The organism is Streptomyces sp. NPDC054783 (genome assembly GCF_053611725.1).
The window spans coordinates 1-15125 of the sequence record NZ_JBSHAY010000004.1 but is presented as its reverse complement, the minus strand read 5'-3'; the positions used below and the strand labels follow the sequence as shown (position 1 = coordinate 15125).

The window sequence follows — 15125 nt, the reverse complement described above, 5'->3', positions numbered from 1 at the left end:
TCCCCAGGGCGGCCACCGGGGCCTTCGGCATGCGCCGCCCTTCCTTCGGCGACCGGGCCGCGCAGAACGGCGCGCGCTGTGCCGCCTGTGGCCAACGCCCAGGATTCTCTGCGGCTGCTCCTCCCGGGCGACCGGGCTGCCCCCCGGGTCGGCGACGAACCCGCCCGGATCGGCGCCGAGCGGCCCGGGGACGGGACTGACGCAGCCCGGTGTGATGTTGGAGCAGCCCGGGGCGACGCCGGATCAGCCCGGGGGGACCGGATCAGCCCGGGGGGACGCCGAATCGGCCCCAGGCGGCGCCGGATCAGCACGGTGCGACGCCAGAGCAGCCCGGGGCTACGGCCCCGGGCGGCGCCGGATCAGCGCGGGGCGGCGCCGAGTTCGCGCTGTGTCGTCAGCGGATCAGCCCCGGGCCGATGCCGGTCCGCCCAGGTCTGCGACGGAGCAGCCCGGGTCGGCGCCCAGTTCAACCGTGCCGTTTGCGGAGCCCCGGGCCGGTGCCCGTGCGCCCCGGGGCATCGGCGGCACAGCCTTGAGCCGGTGCTGGTCCGCCCAGGTCGGCGGCGGTCAGCCCCGGCCTCTCGACCGCGCTGCCCGGGCGATCGTCACGACCGCCTTCTCCAGGGCGTACTCGGGATCGTCGCCCCCGCCCTTCACCCCGGCGTCGGCCTCGGCAACGGCACGCATCGCCACCGCGACCCCGTCCGGCGTCCACCCCCTCATCTGCTGTCGCACCCGATCGATCTTCCACGGCGGCATCCCCAGCTCCCGGGCCAGATCGGCCGGCCGCCCCCCGCGCGCGGAGGACAGCTTCCCGATCGCCCGCACGCCCTGGGCCAGCGCACTGGTGATCATCACCGGCGCCACGCCCGTCGCCAGCGACCATCTGAGCGCCTCCAGCGCCTCCGCCGTACGCCCCTCCACGGCCCGGTCGGCGACCGTGAAACTGGAGGCCTCGGCCCGGCCGGTGTAGTACCGCCCGACGACCGCCTCGTCGATCGTCCCCTCCACGTCGGCGACCAGCTGGGAGACCGCCGAGGCCAGCTCCCGCAGATCGCTGCCGATGGCGTCGCACAGCGCCTGGCACGCCTCGGGCGTGGCCGATCGCCCGAGGGAGCGGAACTCCCCTCGCACGAAGGCCAGCCGGTCCGCCGGCCTCGTCATCTTCGGACAGGCCGCCTCCCGCGCTCCCGCCTTGCGCGCGGCATCGAGCAGCCCCTTGCCCTTGGCCCCGCCCGCGTGCAGCAGCACGAGCGTGATCTCCTCGGCGGGCGACCCGAGATATGCCTTCACGTCCTTGACCGTGTCGGCGGACAGGTCCTGCGCATTGCGTACGACCACGACTTTCCGCTCGGCGAAGAGCGAAGGACTGGTGAGCTCGGCGAGCGTGCCGGGCTGCAACTGGTCCGGGGTGAGGTCGCGTACGTCCGTGTCGGCGTCGGCGGCCTTGGCGGCGGCCACCACCTCCTGCACGGCACGGTCGAGCAGGAGGTCCTCCTGGCCCACGGCGAGCGTCACCGGGGCGAGAGGGTCGTCATTCGCAGTCTTCCTGGCCATCACTGACAGCATCCCACGCGGCACTGACAACGAACCGGCCCCTGCACCCTGACCGGTCCCGGAGAGGACCCGCAGTCCGCCTCGGGGTCACGGCTCCTCACGCCAGCCGTCCCACTCCGCTGCGAACTCGTCGAGCTCGGCCGGGTCCAGCCGTGCGTCCTCGTCCCGCAGGACCACCAGCCACTGCGCGTCCTCGGCGTCGTCCTCGCCGGCCAGCGCGTCCCGGACGAGCCGGGGCTCCTCGTCCAGCCCGAACCGCTCCCCGAGCGCCCCGGCCACCTCCTCGGCGGCATCCCGGTCGGGCAGCACCAGCACGTGTCTCACATCGCTCACGGGCCCATTCTCCGGCACCGCAAGCGAGCCGAACCGCCAGGTGAGGCCTCGGGTATGGGCAGAAGGCAACAGTGGCCGGGCCCATATCGCGGGAATCAGCACAAGCTCGGAACTGATCCGAATCAGGGGTTCAGGTTCCGGGCTCGCACAGTCGGCACGCAGTCCAGCTCGATGCCGAACCGCTCCCGGTACGCGGTCAGCACCTCCTCGTCCGTCTCCAGCTCCCGCGTACCGCGCGCACCGTCGCCGGCCGTCGTCGTCAGCACCCGCCCGCTGAGCGTGACCCTGCCCCCGTCCTCGGTGACCCGTGAGCAGACCAGCGACCGGGTGAAGTGCGACAGCGGCGAGGTGCTGTGCCACCAGGCCCCGGCCACGAAGTCCCCGAGCACTCGGGGGCGCGTCTCCAGCCGGTACTGCGGCCTCGCGTCACGTACGACGTCCAGGTCCCCGTCCCCGGCCGAGCCGCGGCTCGCCCCGGCCGCGTCCGGGCCGGCCTCGACCACCCGGAACACCCCGCCGGGGTCGACCTGCTCCTCGCGCTCCGCGTACCTCAGCGGATAGTGACTGTGCGCCCCGAACCCGACGTCCGCGAGCCAGGTGTCTCCCTCCACCGTCCGCACCCGCAGGGCGAGATGGTCGTACGGGATGCCGAGCCGCCCCTCGTCGCCGTACACGCGTGCCGCGAGCAGGTCGACCTCGTAGCCGAGCGCGGCGAGCAACGCGCCGAACAGGCCGTTCAGTTCGTAGCAGAAGCCACCCCGCCGGCGTCCGATCACCTTGTCCAGCAGCCGCTCCTCCTCCAGCACGATCTCCTCGCCGAGGTGGATCGACAGGTTCTCGAAGGGAACGGTCCGCAGGTGGCGCAGCTGCAGTTCGCGCAGCGCCCGGCCGGTGGGCTTCTGCGGGTGCTCGGCCCCGATCCGGCGGAGATAGGCCTCGGCCTGGCTTGAGTTCATGGACCCAGTCTGGGCGCATACCCGGTCTCAGTCTCTCGCCACCCGCAACTCCCCGCCCGTCCCTCCCGTCCCGCCGACCGCTAGTTCCCCGTCCCGGTCGGTGCGCAGCACCAGCGCCCCGGCCTCCCGCAGCGCTGCCACGGTCGCCGGTGCCGGGTGACCATAGGGGTTGTCGGCGCCGCACGAGATGAGCGCCACCCGGGGTGCCGCGAGCCGTATCAGCTCGGGGTCCTGATAGGCCGAGCCATGATGGGCCACCTTCAAGACGTCCACACCGGCCAGCTCGGCCGCCACGGGTGATCGCACCAGCGCCTGCTGGGCCGGCGGTTCGAGGTCGCCCAGCAACAGCAGCCGCAGCCCGCCCGAGCGCACCAGCATCGCGACGCTGGCGTCGTTCGGATCCTCCGGCTCGGGCACCGGGCCGGGCCAGGCGGGGGCCTGTGTGTCCCCGGGTGGCCGGATGCCCGGCGGGGGCCACAGGACCCGCCAGGACAGCGCTCCGGCACGCCGCTCCTCTCCCGCCGCGGCACGCGTGACAGGGATGTGGCGCGCCACCGCCTCCCTTCTGACGAACTCGGCCTCGTCGGCGGGCTCCTCGAAGCCCGTGGTCTCGATCGCGGCCACCGAACGGCCCCGCAGCACCCCGGGCAGTCCCGCGACGTGGTCGGCGTGGAAGTGGGTCAGGACGAGAAGCGGGATGCGCGTGATGCCCAGCTGCCGCAGACAGTGGTCGACCAGCACCGGATCGGGGCCGGCGTCCACGACCACCCCGGCTCCCTCGCCGGCCGCCAGCACGGTCGCGTCGCCCTGCCCGACATCGCACATCGCGAACCGCCAGCCCGGTGGTGGCCAGCCCGTGATCACCCGGGTCAGCGGGGCCGGCCGTACCACCGCCAGCAGGAGCAGCACTCCGAGCAGCCCGCACCACCACGGGTGCCGCATGAGGCGCCGCCCCGCCAGGACCACGGCCACGGTAACCGCCGCGAGCAGCAGCGCCCCCACCCAGCTCCCCGGCCAGTCCACTCCCGCGCCGGGCAGCGCCGCCCCCGTCCGGGCCACACCGGCGATCCAGTCGGCGGGCCAACTCGCGCACCAGGCCAGCGCCTTGGCCGGTCCCATGGCCACCGGCGCCGTCGCGAGCGCCGCGAACCCCAGCACGGTCGCCGGTGCTACCGCCACTTCTGCCAGCAGGTTGCACGGCACCGCCACCAGGCTCACCCGCGCCGACAGCACCGCCGTGACCGGGCCGCACACCGCCTGTGCCGCGGCGGCCGCCGCCAGCGCCTCCGCGAGCCTCGGCGGCACCCGGCGCCGTCGCAGCGCCTCACTCCAGCCCGGTGCCAGGACCAGCAGCGCGCCGGTGGCCAGCACGGAGAGCAGGAAGCCGTAACTGCGTGCCAGCCACGGGTCGTAGAGCACCAGCAGCAGAACAGCCGTGGCGAGTGCCGGGATCAGGGATCTGCGGCGCCCGGTGGCCAGGGCCAGCAGCGCGACCGCACCGCAGGCGGCGGCCCGCAGCACACTGGGGTCGGGCCGGCACACGACCACGAATCCCGACGTGAGCGCTCCGGCGAGCAGTGCGGTCGCCCGCAACGAGAGCCCGAGGTGCGGAGCGAGGCCACGGCGTTCGACGAGCCGGGCCAGTCCGGGCGGCCCGATGAGCAGCGCGAGCAGGACGGTGAGGTTGCTGCCGGACACCGCGAGCGTGTGCGCCAGGTCCGTCTCCTTGAACGCCTCGTCCAGCTCGGGCGTGATCCGTGCAGTGTCCCCGACGACCAGCCCGGGAAGGAGCGCCCGCGCGTCGCCCGGCAGACCGTCGGTCGCCTCCCGCAGTCCGGCCCTGAGCCGTCCCGCGAGTCGTTGAGGGCCACTGGGCCCCGCCACGATCCGCGGCCCCGGCCGGCCACGCACCCGCAGGACGGCCGCGGTCCGCTCCCCACCCGCCAACGCGGGTGCCAGCCGCCCGGCGACCCTCAGCCGCGTGGACGGCAACAACCCGAGCCATGCATCACGCCCACCCCGCGGACTCCGGGCGCCCTGGTCGCCTTGGTGGCCCTTCGCGCCCCGCGGGCCCGGGGCAGCGGGGCGCGCCGCGCTTCCGCCTGCTGTAGAGGGGCCGTTGCGAGCAGCCGTCCCTTCCGGCGCCGGGACATCCGCGTCGACGACCAGCAGCACCGGAGTCCGCGTCCGCACGCTCGTCCCGTCGCTCTGTTCGACGCGCCACACCTCCGCCTGGGCCAGTACCGCGAGCGGCGCGGCGTGATCGCCGCGCACCCGTGGCCGACTCAGCCAGGGGTCGCCGCTCAGCTCGACCTCGGCGGTCACGGTCGCGTACCGCCGGGCCAGCTCGGGCACCGGTCCGCGCCGCAGGTCCGCGCCGTGCAGTCCGGCCGAGGTGGCCGCCGCGGAAACGCACAGCAGTACGCCGGCGATCGAGGCACGTGCCCAGGCGAACCGCCCGAGCGGACTCCTGGCCTGCGCTCTCCGTGTGACCGGCCCGGCCGATACGGACTGTGCGGGCCGTGGCGACCTCCGTGCCGCCAACAGAGCGATTCCGCCCACCAGGCAGGCGACCGCGATCCCGGCCGTCCAGCCCGCCGGGGTGTCCAGCGTGACGGCCGCCGTGCCCCAGGCCGCGAGCGCGGGCGGCACCAGGCGCAGGTCCATGGGCCCCGCCCGCTCGCCGCGAGCGGCGGTCCCGTCCTCGCCGGTGTCGCGGACCACGGCGCCGTCGGTTCCCGGATCTTCTGACGGCTCGCCTGCTCGCCAGGCTTGCGCGAGTACGCGGGTCCTTCCGGGCTCCGGCAGCCCGTCAACGATCGTGCGGCTCATGGCCGTACCAGGTTCCGCAGATCGCTGAAGCGGCGGTCGCCGATGCCGTTGACCTCGCGCAGTTCGTCCACCGAGCGGAAACCGCCGTGCTGGGTGCGGTAGTCGAGGATGTGCTGAGCGAGGACGGGGCCGACTCCCGGCAGCGTGTCGAGCTGGTCCGCCGTGGCCGTGTTGAGGGAGACGGGCGCCGCGGGGCCCGCCCCCGCCGGTCCTGAGGCCGGCCCCACCGACGGGCCGGGTGGGGCCACCGCCCCGGCGAGCGCGCCCACGACGACCTGTTCGCCGTCGACCAGGAAGCGGGCCCGGTTGAGCCCCTCGATGCCCACACCCGGGCGGACACCGCCGGCCGCCCGCAGCGCGTCGGCCACCCGGGAACCGGCCGGTAGCCGCTGGATCCCCGGTTTGCGGACCTTGCCGCTGACGTCCACGACGATCTGCCCGCCCGGCGTGGCCGAGGCGCCCGCACCGGCCTTCGCATCTTCCCCCTTCTTGGCATAGGGCGTGTCCGCCCTGGTGTGCGGCGCCTCCGCGCGTACCACTTGAGGGGCGCTCACGGACTCGGTCCGCCCGGCCCAGAAGTGCTGAACGGCGAAAACCGCTGCGGCCACGAGCACCACGGCGAGTGCCACGACTCCCCGCCGCTCCACCCCGCACCGCACCTGCAACCACACCGGCATCCGCTCCCGCAATGCCGACCCGATCCGCTCCCGTCGGCCGGGGCCGACGGGGCCGGGCAACTCCAACGAGCCGACGGCGTCGGCTGGTTCGGGGTCGTAGGCCCTGCTCGGCGCCGAAGCCGGAGTCGGGGTCGGCGTCGGCGTCGGCGTCGGCGTCGGCGTCGGCCCATCAGCCGGCACGGCGTGCGGTGGCTCGGTCGGGGCAGGCGCGATCTCGACCGTCACCGTCCTCGACGGGCTCAGCCCGGGCGCCCGACCCGTGGCCCATGCCGTAGCCGCCTCGGGTGCCGCCCCCGTCGCCGCCTCGGGTGCCGCCCCCGTCGCCGCCTCGGGTGCCGCCCCGGTCGCCGCCTCGGGTGCCGCCTCGGGTGCCGCCCCGGTCGCCGCCCCGGTCGCCGTCCTCTCGGCCCTCTCCCCGTCCGGCGGTCCGTTTCCCGACTCCCGCCACCGCACGGCTCGTTCACCGAAGAGGAGTTCCGCTCGGCGGCGCAGTTCCTCGGCCGGTGCCGACGGGCGGTGGCGGGCGGGGCCGCGGTCGATGCCGCGGCGGTGGCGGATGCGGCCGTCGGAGGTGGGGCCACGGCCGGGGCCGCTGGTCGGAGTGGCTGTGCGTGAACGTGATCGAAGTGCCATGCGACGAGGATGGGACATCCCGCGGAAACGCGATGATCTTGGTCAATTCCCGTGGACGACAGCCCCGTTGTGGATAACTCCGCCACCCGTACGAGTGATGGCTCAGCGGGGTGAGACCACTGCTCCGAGCAGCCCGGGACCCGTGTGTGCCCCGATGACCGCCCCGACCTCGCTGACATGGAGGTCGGCCAGGCCCGGCACCCGTTCCCGCAGCCGGTCGGCGAGCGCGGCGGCACGGTCGGGGGCAGCCAGGTGGTGGACGGCGATGTCGACCTCGGCACCGCCCGCCCGTTCGGCGGCGATCTCCTCCAGACGCGCGATGGCCTTGGACGCCGTACGGACCTTCTCGAGCAGTTCGATGCGGCCGCCGTCCAGCTGGAGCAGGGGCTTGACGGCGAGTGCGGAACCGAGCAGCGCCTGTGCGGCTCCGATGCGGCCGCCACGGCGCAGGTAGTCGAGGGTGTCGACGTAGAAGTAGGCGGACGTACCCGCGGCCCGCTTCTCGGCGGCGGTGACGGCCTCGTCCACCGTGCCGCCGGCTTCGGCGGCCTCGGCGGCAGCGAGCGCGCAGAAGCCGAGGGCCATCGCGACCATCCCGGTGTCCACCACCCGTACCGGCACCGGCGCCTCGCGGGCCGCGAGGACCGCCGCGTCGTAGGTGCCGGACAGTTCGGCGGAAAGATGCAGGGAGACGATGCCGTTCGCACCGGACTCGGCGACCCTGCGGTAGGTTTCCGCGAACATCTCGGGGCTCGGGCGCGAGGTGGTGACGGGACGGCGCTTCTGCAGCGCCTGGGCCAGGGAGCGGGTGGAGATCTCGGTGCCCTCTTCGAGTGCCCGGTCGCCGAGGACCACGGTCAGGGGCACAGCGGTGATGCCGTGACGCTCCATCGTCCGCGGCGGCAGGTAGGCCGTTGAATCGGTGACGATCGCGACATGGCGGGACATGAGCTGGAGGTTACCTGCCGTAGTGCTCGCGCGGCAGTCCGGCCCCCCTGGTGCGGGACTGGAGCGGCCGGGTCAGGTGGTGCTCTCGGGGCGCGGCTTCTTCTGCCAAGGGTGGGCGAGGCGTGGCGACGGCGGGGTGATCGCCTGGCGCGTCTGCTCCTCGGCGGGTCGGGACGTCCGCGAGCGGGCGCGCGGGCCCGCCGGACCGTCGGGGGTGGATGCGGCGCTCATGTCGGTCTGCTGTCCCTCCGCCTGCGCGGAACCGGCCGGGGTCCAATGGCGCAGGGCATCGGCCTCGATGTCTATCTGATCGCTGAGCGCGCCCAGATCGTCGTCACCGAAGCGGCGCGCCCGGTCGCGGACCGCCCAGCGCAGGGAGTCCGCGGACTTGGTGATGCGCTCGGTACGGCTGCGCAGCTCGGGCAGCCGTGCGCGGAGTTCGGCGCGGTCCGGCTCCGACTCCAGTCGCCGGAGGTCTGCGTCCAGCTCGTGCCCGTGCGCGCTGAGCCGCTCGAAGAGGCCGAGGGACTCCTTCAGCGACTCGTCCTCGGCCGCGCTCGCGCGCAGGGCGTCCCGGGTGGCGCGCATGGAGGTGCGCAGCGCGAGCCTCAGCTGCGCGATCTCGGCGGCCGGACCGACCTGGACGAAGGACCTGGCGCGCAGTGTGTGGTCCTCGACGGTGCGGCGGGCCTGCTCGATCGTCCGGTCCACGCCGCGCTTGGCGGCGCCGACCGCCTTCACCGTGGCGTACGCGCCCAGGCCGATGAAGAGCAGGAAGAGTAGGGCGAACACGGCGATCACTGCTTCCACGATGCTCCTCCTCCGGCTGGTGCGGCACACGCCGCCGCGCTTTCCACGGTAAACGCAGCGGGCAGGCCCGGAGTTCCAGAAAAACCCCGAACCTGCCCGTAGGGGACTACCCCGAGACAGCTCGCTGCGGCGTCCTGACGGTCACGCCGGGACGATGTTCACCAGCTTCGGCGCACGGACGATCACCTTGCGGATGCCCGCGCCGTCCAGCGCCGCGACGACCTTCTCGTCCGCCAGCGCCACCTTCTCCAGCTCCTCCTCGGAAATGGCCGGCGCCACCTCCAGGCGGGCCTTGACCTTGCCCTTGATCTGTACGACGCAGGTCACGGTCTCGTCCACGACGTACTCCGGGTCGGCGACCGGGAAGTCCTGGTGGACGACCGAGTCGGTGTGGCCCAGCTTGCGCCACAGCTCCTCGGCGACGTGCGGGGCCAGCGGGGCGACCATCAGCACCAGCGGCTCGGCCACCGAACGCGGCACCGCGGTGCCGGCCTTGGTCAGGTGGTTGTTCAGCTCGGTGACCTTGGCGATGGCGGTGTTGAAGCGCAGCCCCTCCAGGTCCTGGCGGACGCCGTCGATCGCCTTGTGCAGGGCGCGCAGGGTCTCCTCGTCGGGCTCGGCGTCGGTGACGGTGACCTCGCCGGTCGCCTCGTCGACGGTGTTGCGCCACAGCCGCTGCAGCAGCCGGAACTGGCCGACCACCGCGCGCGTGTCCCACGGGCGGGAGACGTCCAGCGGCCCCATGGCCATCTCGTACAGGCGCAGGGTGTCGGCGCCGTACTCGGCGCAGATCTCGTCCGGGGTCACTGCGTTCTTCAGGGACTTGCCCATCTTGCCCAGCAGACGGGTGACCTTTTCGCCCTGGTAGTAGTACGCGCCGTCGCGCTCCTCCACCTCGGCGGCCGGCACCGCGATGCCACGGCTGTCGCGGTACACGTAGGCCTGGATCATGCCCTGGTTGAACAGCTTGTGGAACGGCTCGGCCGAGGACACGTGGCCCAGGTCGTACAGGACCTTGGACCAGAAGCGCGCGTACAGCAGGTGCAGCACGGCGTGCTCGGCGCCGCCGACGTACAGGTCGACACCGCCGTGCGGCTGGCCCTCGCGCGGGCCCATCCAGTACTGCTCGATCTCGGGGTCGACCAGCTGCCGCTCGTTGTGCGGGTCCAGGTAGCGGAACTCGTACCAGCAGGAACCCGCCCAGTTGGGCATGGTGTTGGTCTCGCGCCGGTACTGCTTCGGCCCGTCGCCCAGGTCCAGGGTGACGTTGACCCACTCCTCGTTGCGCGACAGCGGGGTCTCGGGCTGGGTGTTGGCGTCGTCAGGGTCGAAGGTGCGCGGGCTGTAGTCCTCGACCTCGGGCAGCTCCAGCGGCAGCATCGACTCGGGCAGCGAGTGGGCGACGCCGTCCTCGTCGTAGACGATCGGGAAGGGCTCGCCCCAGTAGCGCTGGCGGCTGAACAGCCAGTCGCGCAGGCGGAAGTTGACGGTGCCCTCGCCGATGCCCTTGCCCTGCAGCCATTCGGTGATGCGGGCCTTGGCCTCGGCGACGCCCAGGCCGTCCAGGGAGACCTCGTCGCTCGCGGAGTTGACCAGCTTCGCCTCGTACGACACGAACGCGTCGTCCCAGGTCGTGGTGTCGGTGTCGCGGCCGTCGGTGGGCTCGACCACGCAGCGGATCGGCAGCTCGAAGGCGCGCGCGAAGGCGAAGTCACGGGTGTCGTGCGCCGGGACGGCCATGATCGCACCGGTGCCGTAGCCCATCAGGACGTAGTCGGCGATGAAGACGGGGATCTGCCGGCCGTTGACCGGGTTGGTCGCGAACGCGCCGGTGAAGACGCCGGTCTTGTCCTTGGCCTCGGCCTGGCGCTCGACGTCGGACTTCGAGGCGGCCTGCGCGCGGTAGGCGGCGACGGCCTCGGCCGGGGTGGCGTGTCCGCCGGTCCACACCTCGTGCGTGCCCTCGGGCCAGGCCTCGGGGGTGAACTTCTCCACCAGCGGGTGCTCGGGCGCCAGCACCATGTAGGTCGCGCCGAACAGGGTGTCCTGGCGGGTGGTGAAGATCGTGATGTGCTCGCCGTCGATCGGGAAGTCGACGCGGGCGCCCTCGCTGCGGCCGATCCAGTTGCGCTGCTGCAGCTTGATGGCCTCGGGCCAGTCCAGCTGGTCCAGGTCCTCCAGCAGCCGGTCGGCGTAGGCGGTGATGCGCATGTTCCACTGGCGCAGCCTGGCCTTGAAGACCGGGTAGTTGCCGCGCTCGGAGCGGCCGTCTGCGGTGACTTCCTCGTTGGCCAGCACGGTGCCCAGGCCCGGGCACCAGTTGACCGGCGCCTCGGAGGCGTAGGCCAGGCGGTACTCGCCCAGGATGTCGGCGCGCTCGGAGGTGCTCAGCTCGCTCCACGCGCGCGTGGTGCCCGGAATCGCGCGCTCACCGGACTCGAACTGTGCGATCAGCTCGGAGATCGGCCGGGCCTTCTTCGCCTCGTCGTCGTACCACGAGTTGAAGATCTGCAGGAAGATCCACTGGGTCCACTTGTAGTAGTCCGGGTCGATCGTGGCGAAGGACCGGCGCTTGTCGTGGCCCAGGCCCAGCCGGCGCAGCTGGACCTTCATGTTCTCGATGTTGGCCTCGGTGGACACGCGCGGGTGCGTTCCGGTCTGCACGGCGTACTGCTCGGCGGGCAGGCCGAAGGCGTCGAAGCCCAGGGTGTGCAGGACGTTGTGGCCGGTCATGCGCTGGAACCGGGCGAAGACGTCGGTGGCGATGTAACCCAGCGGGTGGCCGACGTGCAGGCCCGCGCCCGAGGGGTACGGGAACATGTCCATGATGAACTTCTTGGGCTTGGCGACCAGCTCGGGGTCGCCCACCAGGTCGCCCTTGGGGTTCGGCGCCGCGTAGGTGCCATCGGCGTCCCAGAAGTCCTGCCAGCGTGCCTCGATCTCGGCTGCCATGGCGGCCGTGTAGCGGTGCGGCGCGGCCACCTCGGCGGCGGCAGCGGGGTTCGTCTCGCTCATGATCCTCAAAGCTCCATCGATCGTCTCTGCCTGCGGAAACGAAAAATCCCCTCGCACAGGAGGGGACGCCGCGCCGATGCCGACCTCACGGGTTCGACCGGGGGTCGGTACTGATCAGCGCGGCCCGCTAAGCAGAAGGCGTACGGCACGCATGGCGTTAGGGTACCGCAGGCCTCGAGCGGGCGGCGACGGGCTTCAGCGGGCCGGGACACGCTTGAGCAAGCGGCGGCGCGCTTCCGTATCCCTTGTGGACATGCCAGGAACCGAGGGAAGAGGGAGCTGAATCAAGGTCAACAATTACTTCGCGTACCGTCCACCAAGGGACATCGCCTCAGTCGCATTGTCCGTTGATAACAACGCAATAACTCAAACCCCGTACTGATCGGTATGGCGCCACCTAGAGTTCGGCAGCGGGACCGCTTTCCCGAAACTGCTCGGAGTTGCCCCCATGAACCCTCGTCGTAGTACCCGCTCCCTCCCCAAACCGGGCCGCTCGGCCTATGGGGTGGCATCGGCTGTCATCCTGCTGCTCATACCCGTGGTCGTACTGGCCGGAGGCAACCAGTTCCGCGACTTCCTGAACTTCGGCGCGGGCGTGTTGTCCCTGGTCTCGCTCAGCTGCTCGGTGATCTGGGGCCTGTTCGCGCAGGACCGGATCTTCCTGAACATCCGGCAGCGGATCGCCGGCCAGGCGGTGCACCGCACGCTCGGGGTCGCCTCGATCGCGTTCCTCCTGCTGCACATCACCACCAAGGTCGCCCTCGGCCACACGAAGGCGATCGCCGCGATCATCCCGTTCTCGCTCGGCGTCACCGGAATCGGCGGCCTGATCGGGCTGGGTTCGCTGGCGGGCCTGCTGATGATCTTCGTGGGCGTCACGGGCGCCCTGCGCAGCAATTTCGCCACCCCGGCCCCGGTCGCCGCCCGCTGGCGCGCGATGCACATGCTCGCCTACCCGGCCTGGTGCGCCGCGCTGATCCACGGGCTGTACGCAGGTCGCGCGGCCAAGCCGTTCTTCGTGATCTCCTACGGCCTGTCGCTGCTGGGCGTGATGGCCGCCCTGGCGCTGCGCGCCGCCCCGCGCCCGGTCAAGCGCAGGGTCGCCGACCGGCTGGTGGCGCTGTTCGGCAGCTCGGAGCGGCCGGGACTCGAGGAGCTGGACGCGAGCCGTGCCCGGGCGGCCGAGCCGGCGCCGACGGGCTTCGAGGGCCGCCGTGAGCCCAGGGGGGCCGCCGCCCCTTCCGCGCCGCTGTACCAGTCCCCCGCCGCTCCCGCGCCGGAACCCGCGTCGGGCTTCGCGGCCGCCTACCGCGCCGTCTCCACGCCCGGCCGCTCCCGGCAGTCGTACACCACCGGCCAGACCGCCCGCATGGACCTGCCGCTGGACATGCAGGCCACGGAGGCCATGCCGCGCGTGGACGGCGGCTCCAGCACCTCGGGCAGCTGGCCGATCCCGTCCCCGCCGCCGGTCGGCGAGGCCCCGCCGTCCGCGTACGACCCGCTCCAGGACACCGGGCAGACCATTCCGGCCTACGGCAATTCGGGCACCGCTGGATACGGCGGAAGTGACATGTACGACACCGGTGAGACAAACGGCCTCTATGGCGCGTACAACGCCGGGGACACGTACAACAGTGGTCCCGCTACCGAAACGCTGCCCGGCGCGTCCTACGACACTCCGGGTTCGGGCGAACCTTGGAACATGCCGTCCGGAGGCTTTTAGTGAACGAGGCCCTGCCCGACGTCCCCGAAGTCCGCGTGGTCGGTCTTCCGCAGCTCACGTCGGGCTTCGACCTTGTGGAACGGCTCGACCTGCCCATGCACCTGAAGGTGCACGGGCCGCTCGACCCGCTCGGCGGCGAGCAGCTCGCGCAGCTCGCCGAACGCATCAACCTCAGGGGCCGCGGCGGCGCGGGCTTCCCCTTCCACAAGAAGCTGCGCTCGGTCGCCGAGTCGGCGATCAAGCGCGGCGTGCGGCCGGTCGTCGTGGTCAACGGCAGCGAGGACGAACCGGCCTGCCGCAAGGACACGGTGCTGATCAACCGCGCCCCGCACCTGATCCTCGACGGCGCGCTGCTGTGCGCCGAGGCGCTCGGCGCGCGGACGCTCGTGATCGGTGTCACCCGCGAGTCCACGCAGCGCTCCATGGAGGCCGCGCTCGCCGAACGCGGGCTGAGCAACAGCCGTAGATCGGCGCTACGCGCGTGGGTGCAGCGCAACCCGGTGCGGATGGTCACCGGTGCCGCCGCCTCGCTGATCCGCTCGGTCGACGGCGGCCCGGCGATCCCGCCCGGCCGCAAGATCAGCGCCTCGCAGAGCGGCGTCGGCGGCGCGCCCACGCTGCTGTCCAACGCGGAGACGTTCGCGCAGTTGGCCATCGCCGCCCGCATCGGCCCCGAGCGCTACGGCAACACGGGCCTGTACGACGAGCCGGGCACCGTCATGCTCACCGTGTCCGGCGCGGTCGCCCGCCCCATGGTGATCGAGGTGCCCACGGGCGTGCCGCTGCGCTACGTGCTGCAGCTGGCGGGTGCCCCGCCGATGCCGCAGGGCGTGCTGACCGGCGGCTATCACGGCAAGTGGATCGACGCGGCGACCGTCAACGAGGCGATCGTCTCCCGCAACTCGCTGGACGCGGTGGGCGGTTCGCTGGGCGCGGGCGCGATCCTGCCGATCAGCCAGGAGACCTGCCCGCTCGGCGAGTCGCTGCGGGTGGCGCAGTGGCTGGCCGAGGAGAGCGCCGGCCAGTGCGGCCCCTGCTACCTCGGACTTCCCGCCGCCGCGCGCGGCATGGAGGACATCCTCAACGGCGGGGGGCCGGCCGCCCTGGAGGCGCTGAAGCAGGTCGCGAAGAACGTCAAGCGCCGCGGCGCGTGTTCGCATCCGGACGGCTCGGCGATGTTCCTGGAGTCGACCATCAAGGCGTTCACCGACGACCTGGCCGCGCATGTCCTCGGAAACGGCTGCGGACGGCCCGTGGAGGGCGTTCTGCCGCTCTTCGAGGGGGGCAGGGCCCCTACGGGCATCTCGGGCGGCGGAGAGCCCGAGGAGACCGGCGCCAGCCGCCAGAAGATCTACGTCGACTGGACGCTGTGCCGGGGCCACGGACTGTGCGCCGACATCCTCCCGGAGGTGTTCGAGCTCGGCGCCGACGGCTTCCCGACCGTCGCCCAGGCGCAGGTGCCGCGGTACGCGGAGGCGAAGGCGCTGCGCGCGGTGCGCCGCTGTCCGGCGCTCGCCCTGCGCATCGAGGAGGACACGCGCGGGCAGGCACCGTCCCGCAACCTGCCGGTCGTCTCCCAGGGCCGCGGCCGGCGCGCTCTCGGCCGCTGAGACACGTAGGGGCGGTCGCCCGGGCCGGGCG

General features: G+C 72.8%; 10 protein-coding genes. 2 read left to right on the top strand and 8 right to left on the bottom strand.

Annotated features, from left to right (window positions below; all coding sequences use genetic code 11):
- Positions 1 to 567: 567 nt before the first annotated feature.
- From holA to leuS, 8 genes are all read right to left on the bottom strand, one after another.
- Positions 568 to 1557 (bottom strand): DNA polymerase III subunit delta, encoded by a 990-nt coding sequence (holA, locus tag ACWGJ5_RS09635; RefSeq protein WP_453309188.1) that lies wholly within the window; start codon positions 1555 to 1557, stop codon positions 568 to 570.
- 87 nt (positions 1558 to 1644) lie between these two features.
- Positions 1645 to 1890, bottom strand: a complete 246-nt coding sequence (locus tag ACWGJ5_RS09630; RefSeq protein ID WP_228620438.1) for a hypothetical protein — start codon at positions 1888 to 1890, stop codon at positions 1645 to 1647.
- A 122-nt stretch (positions 1891 to 2012) separates the two neighbouring features.
- Positions 2013 to 2846: an arylamine N-acetyltransferase family protein gene (locus ACWGJ5_RS09625; protein WP_453309187.1), complete on the bottom strand. Its 834-nt coding sequence runs from the start codon at positions 2844 to 2846 to the stop codon at positions 2013 to 2015.
- A gap of 27 nt (positions 2847 to 2873) precedes the next feature.
- A complete protein-coding gene (locus ACWGJ5_RS09620) occupies positions 2874 to 5513 on the bottom strand; it encodes a ComEC/Rec2 family competence protein (protein WP_453309544.1) in 2640 nt (879 codons plus the stop codon).
- A gap of 161 nt (positions 5514 to 5674) precedes the next feature.
- On the bottom strand, positions 5675 to 6808 hold the full coding sequence (locus ACWGJ5_RS09615; RefSeq protein WP_453309543.1) for a helix-hairpin-helix domain-containing protein: 1134 nt from the start codon (positions 6806 to 6808) through the stop codon (positions 5675 to 5677).
- 282 nt (positions 6809 to 7090) lie between these two features.
- The gene (locus tag ACWGJ5_RS09610) at positions 7091 to 7936 is read right to left on the bottom strand and encodes a DegV family protein (RefSeq protein WP_453309186.1); all 846 of its coding nucleotides are present in this window, start codon (positions 7934 to 7936) and stop codon (positions 7091 to 7093) included.
- A gap of 72 nt (positions 7937 to 8008) precedes the next feature.
- The gene (locus ACWGJ5_RS09605; RefSeq protein ID WP_453309185.1) at positions 8009 to 8746 is read right to left on the bottom strand and encodes a hypothetical protein; all 738 of its coding nucleotides are present in this window, start codon (positions 8744 to 8746) and stop codon (positions 8009 to 8011) included.
- Positions 8747 to 8887: 141 nt separating this feature from the next.
- Complete coding sequence (gene leuS / locus ACWGJ5_RS09600; RefSeq protein ID WP_453309184.1) at positions 8888 to 11761, bottom strand: leucine--tRNA ligase; 2874 nt, start codon at positions 11759 to 11761, stop codon at positions 8888 to 8890.
- A gap of 448 nt (positions 11762 to 12209) precedes the next feature.
- On the opposite strand from leuS, the gene ACWGJ5_RS09595 reads away from it, so the two are divergent.
- Both ACWGJ5_RS09595 and ACWGJ5_RS09590 read left to right on the top strand, forming a co-directional pair.
- Complete coding sequence (locus ACWGJ5_RS09595; protein ID WP_453309183.1) at positions 12210 to 13484, top strand: cytochrome b/b6 domain-containing protein; 1275 nt, start codon at positions 12210 to 12212, stop codon at positions 13482 to 13484.
- The gene (locus tag ACWGJ5_RS09590; protein WP_453309182.1) at positions 13484 to 15094 is read left to right on the top strand and encodes an NADH-ubiquinone oxidoreductase-F iron-sulfur binding region domain-containing protein; all 1611 of its coding nucleotides are present in this window, start codon (positions 13484 to 13486) and stop codon (positions 15092 to 15094) included. The genes ACWGJ5_RS09595 and ACWGJ5_RS09590 overlap by 1 nt, the downstream gene beginning before the upstream one ends.
- Positions 15095 to 15125: the final 31 nt, after the last annotated feature.

What these genes read in the sequence shown, in the direction of transcription:
- ACWGJ5_RS09625 (WP_453309187.1), bottom strand. Translation starts at nt 2,846, where the DNA reads ATGAACTCAAGCCAGGCCGAGGCCTATCTCCGCCGGATCGGGGCCGAG.
- ACWGJ5_RS09595 (WP_453309183.1), top strand. Translation starts at nt 12,210, where the DNA reads ATGAACCCTCGTCGTAGTACCCGCTCCCTCCCCAAACCGGGCCGCTCG.
- ACWGJ5_RS09610 (WP_453309186.1), bottom strand. Translation starts at nt 7,936, where the DNA reads ATGTCCCGCCATGTCGCGATCGTCACCGATTCAACGGCCTACCTGCCG.
- leuS (WP_453309184.1), bottom strand. Translation starts at nt 11,761, where the DNA reads ATGAGCGAGACGAACCCCGCTGCCGCCGCCGAGGTGGCCGCGCCGCAC.
- ACWGJ5_RS09620 (WP_453309544.1), bottom strand. Translation starts at nt 5,513, where the DNA reads ATGGACCTGCGCCTGGTGCCGCCCGCGCTCGCGGCCTGGGGCACGGCG.
- holA (WP_453309188.1), bottom strand. Translation starts at nt 1,557, where the DNA reads ATGGCCAGGAAGACTGCGAATGACGACCCTCTCGCCCCGGTGACGCTC.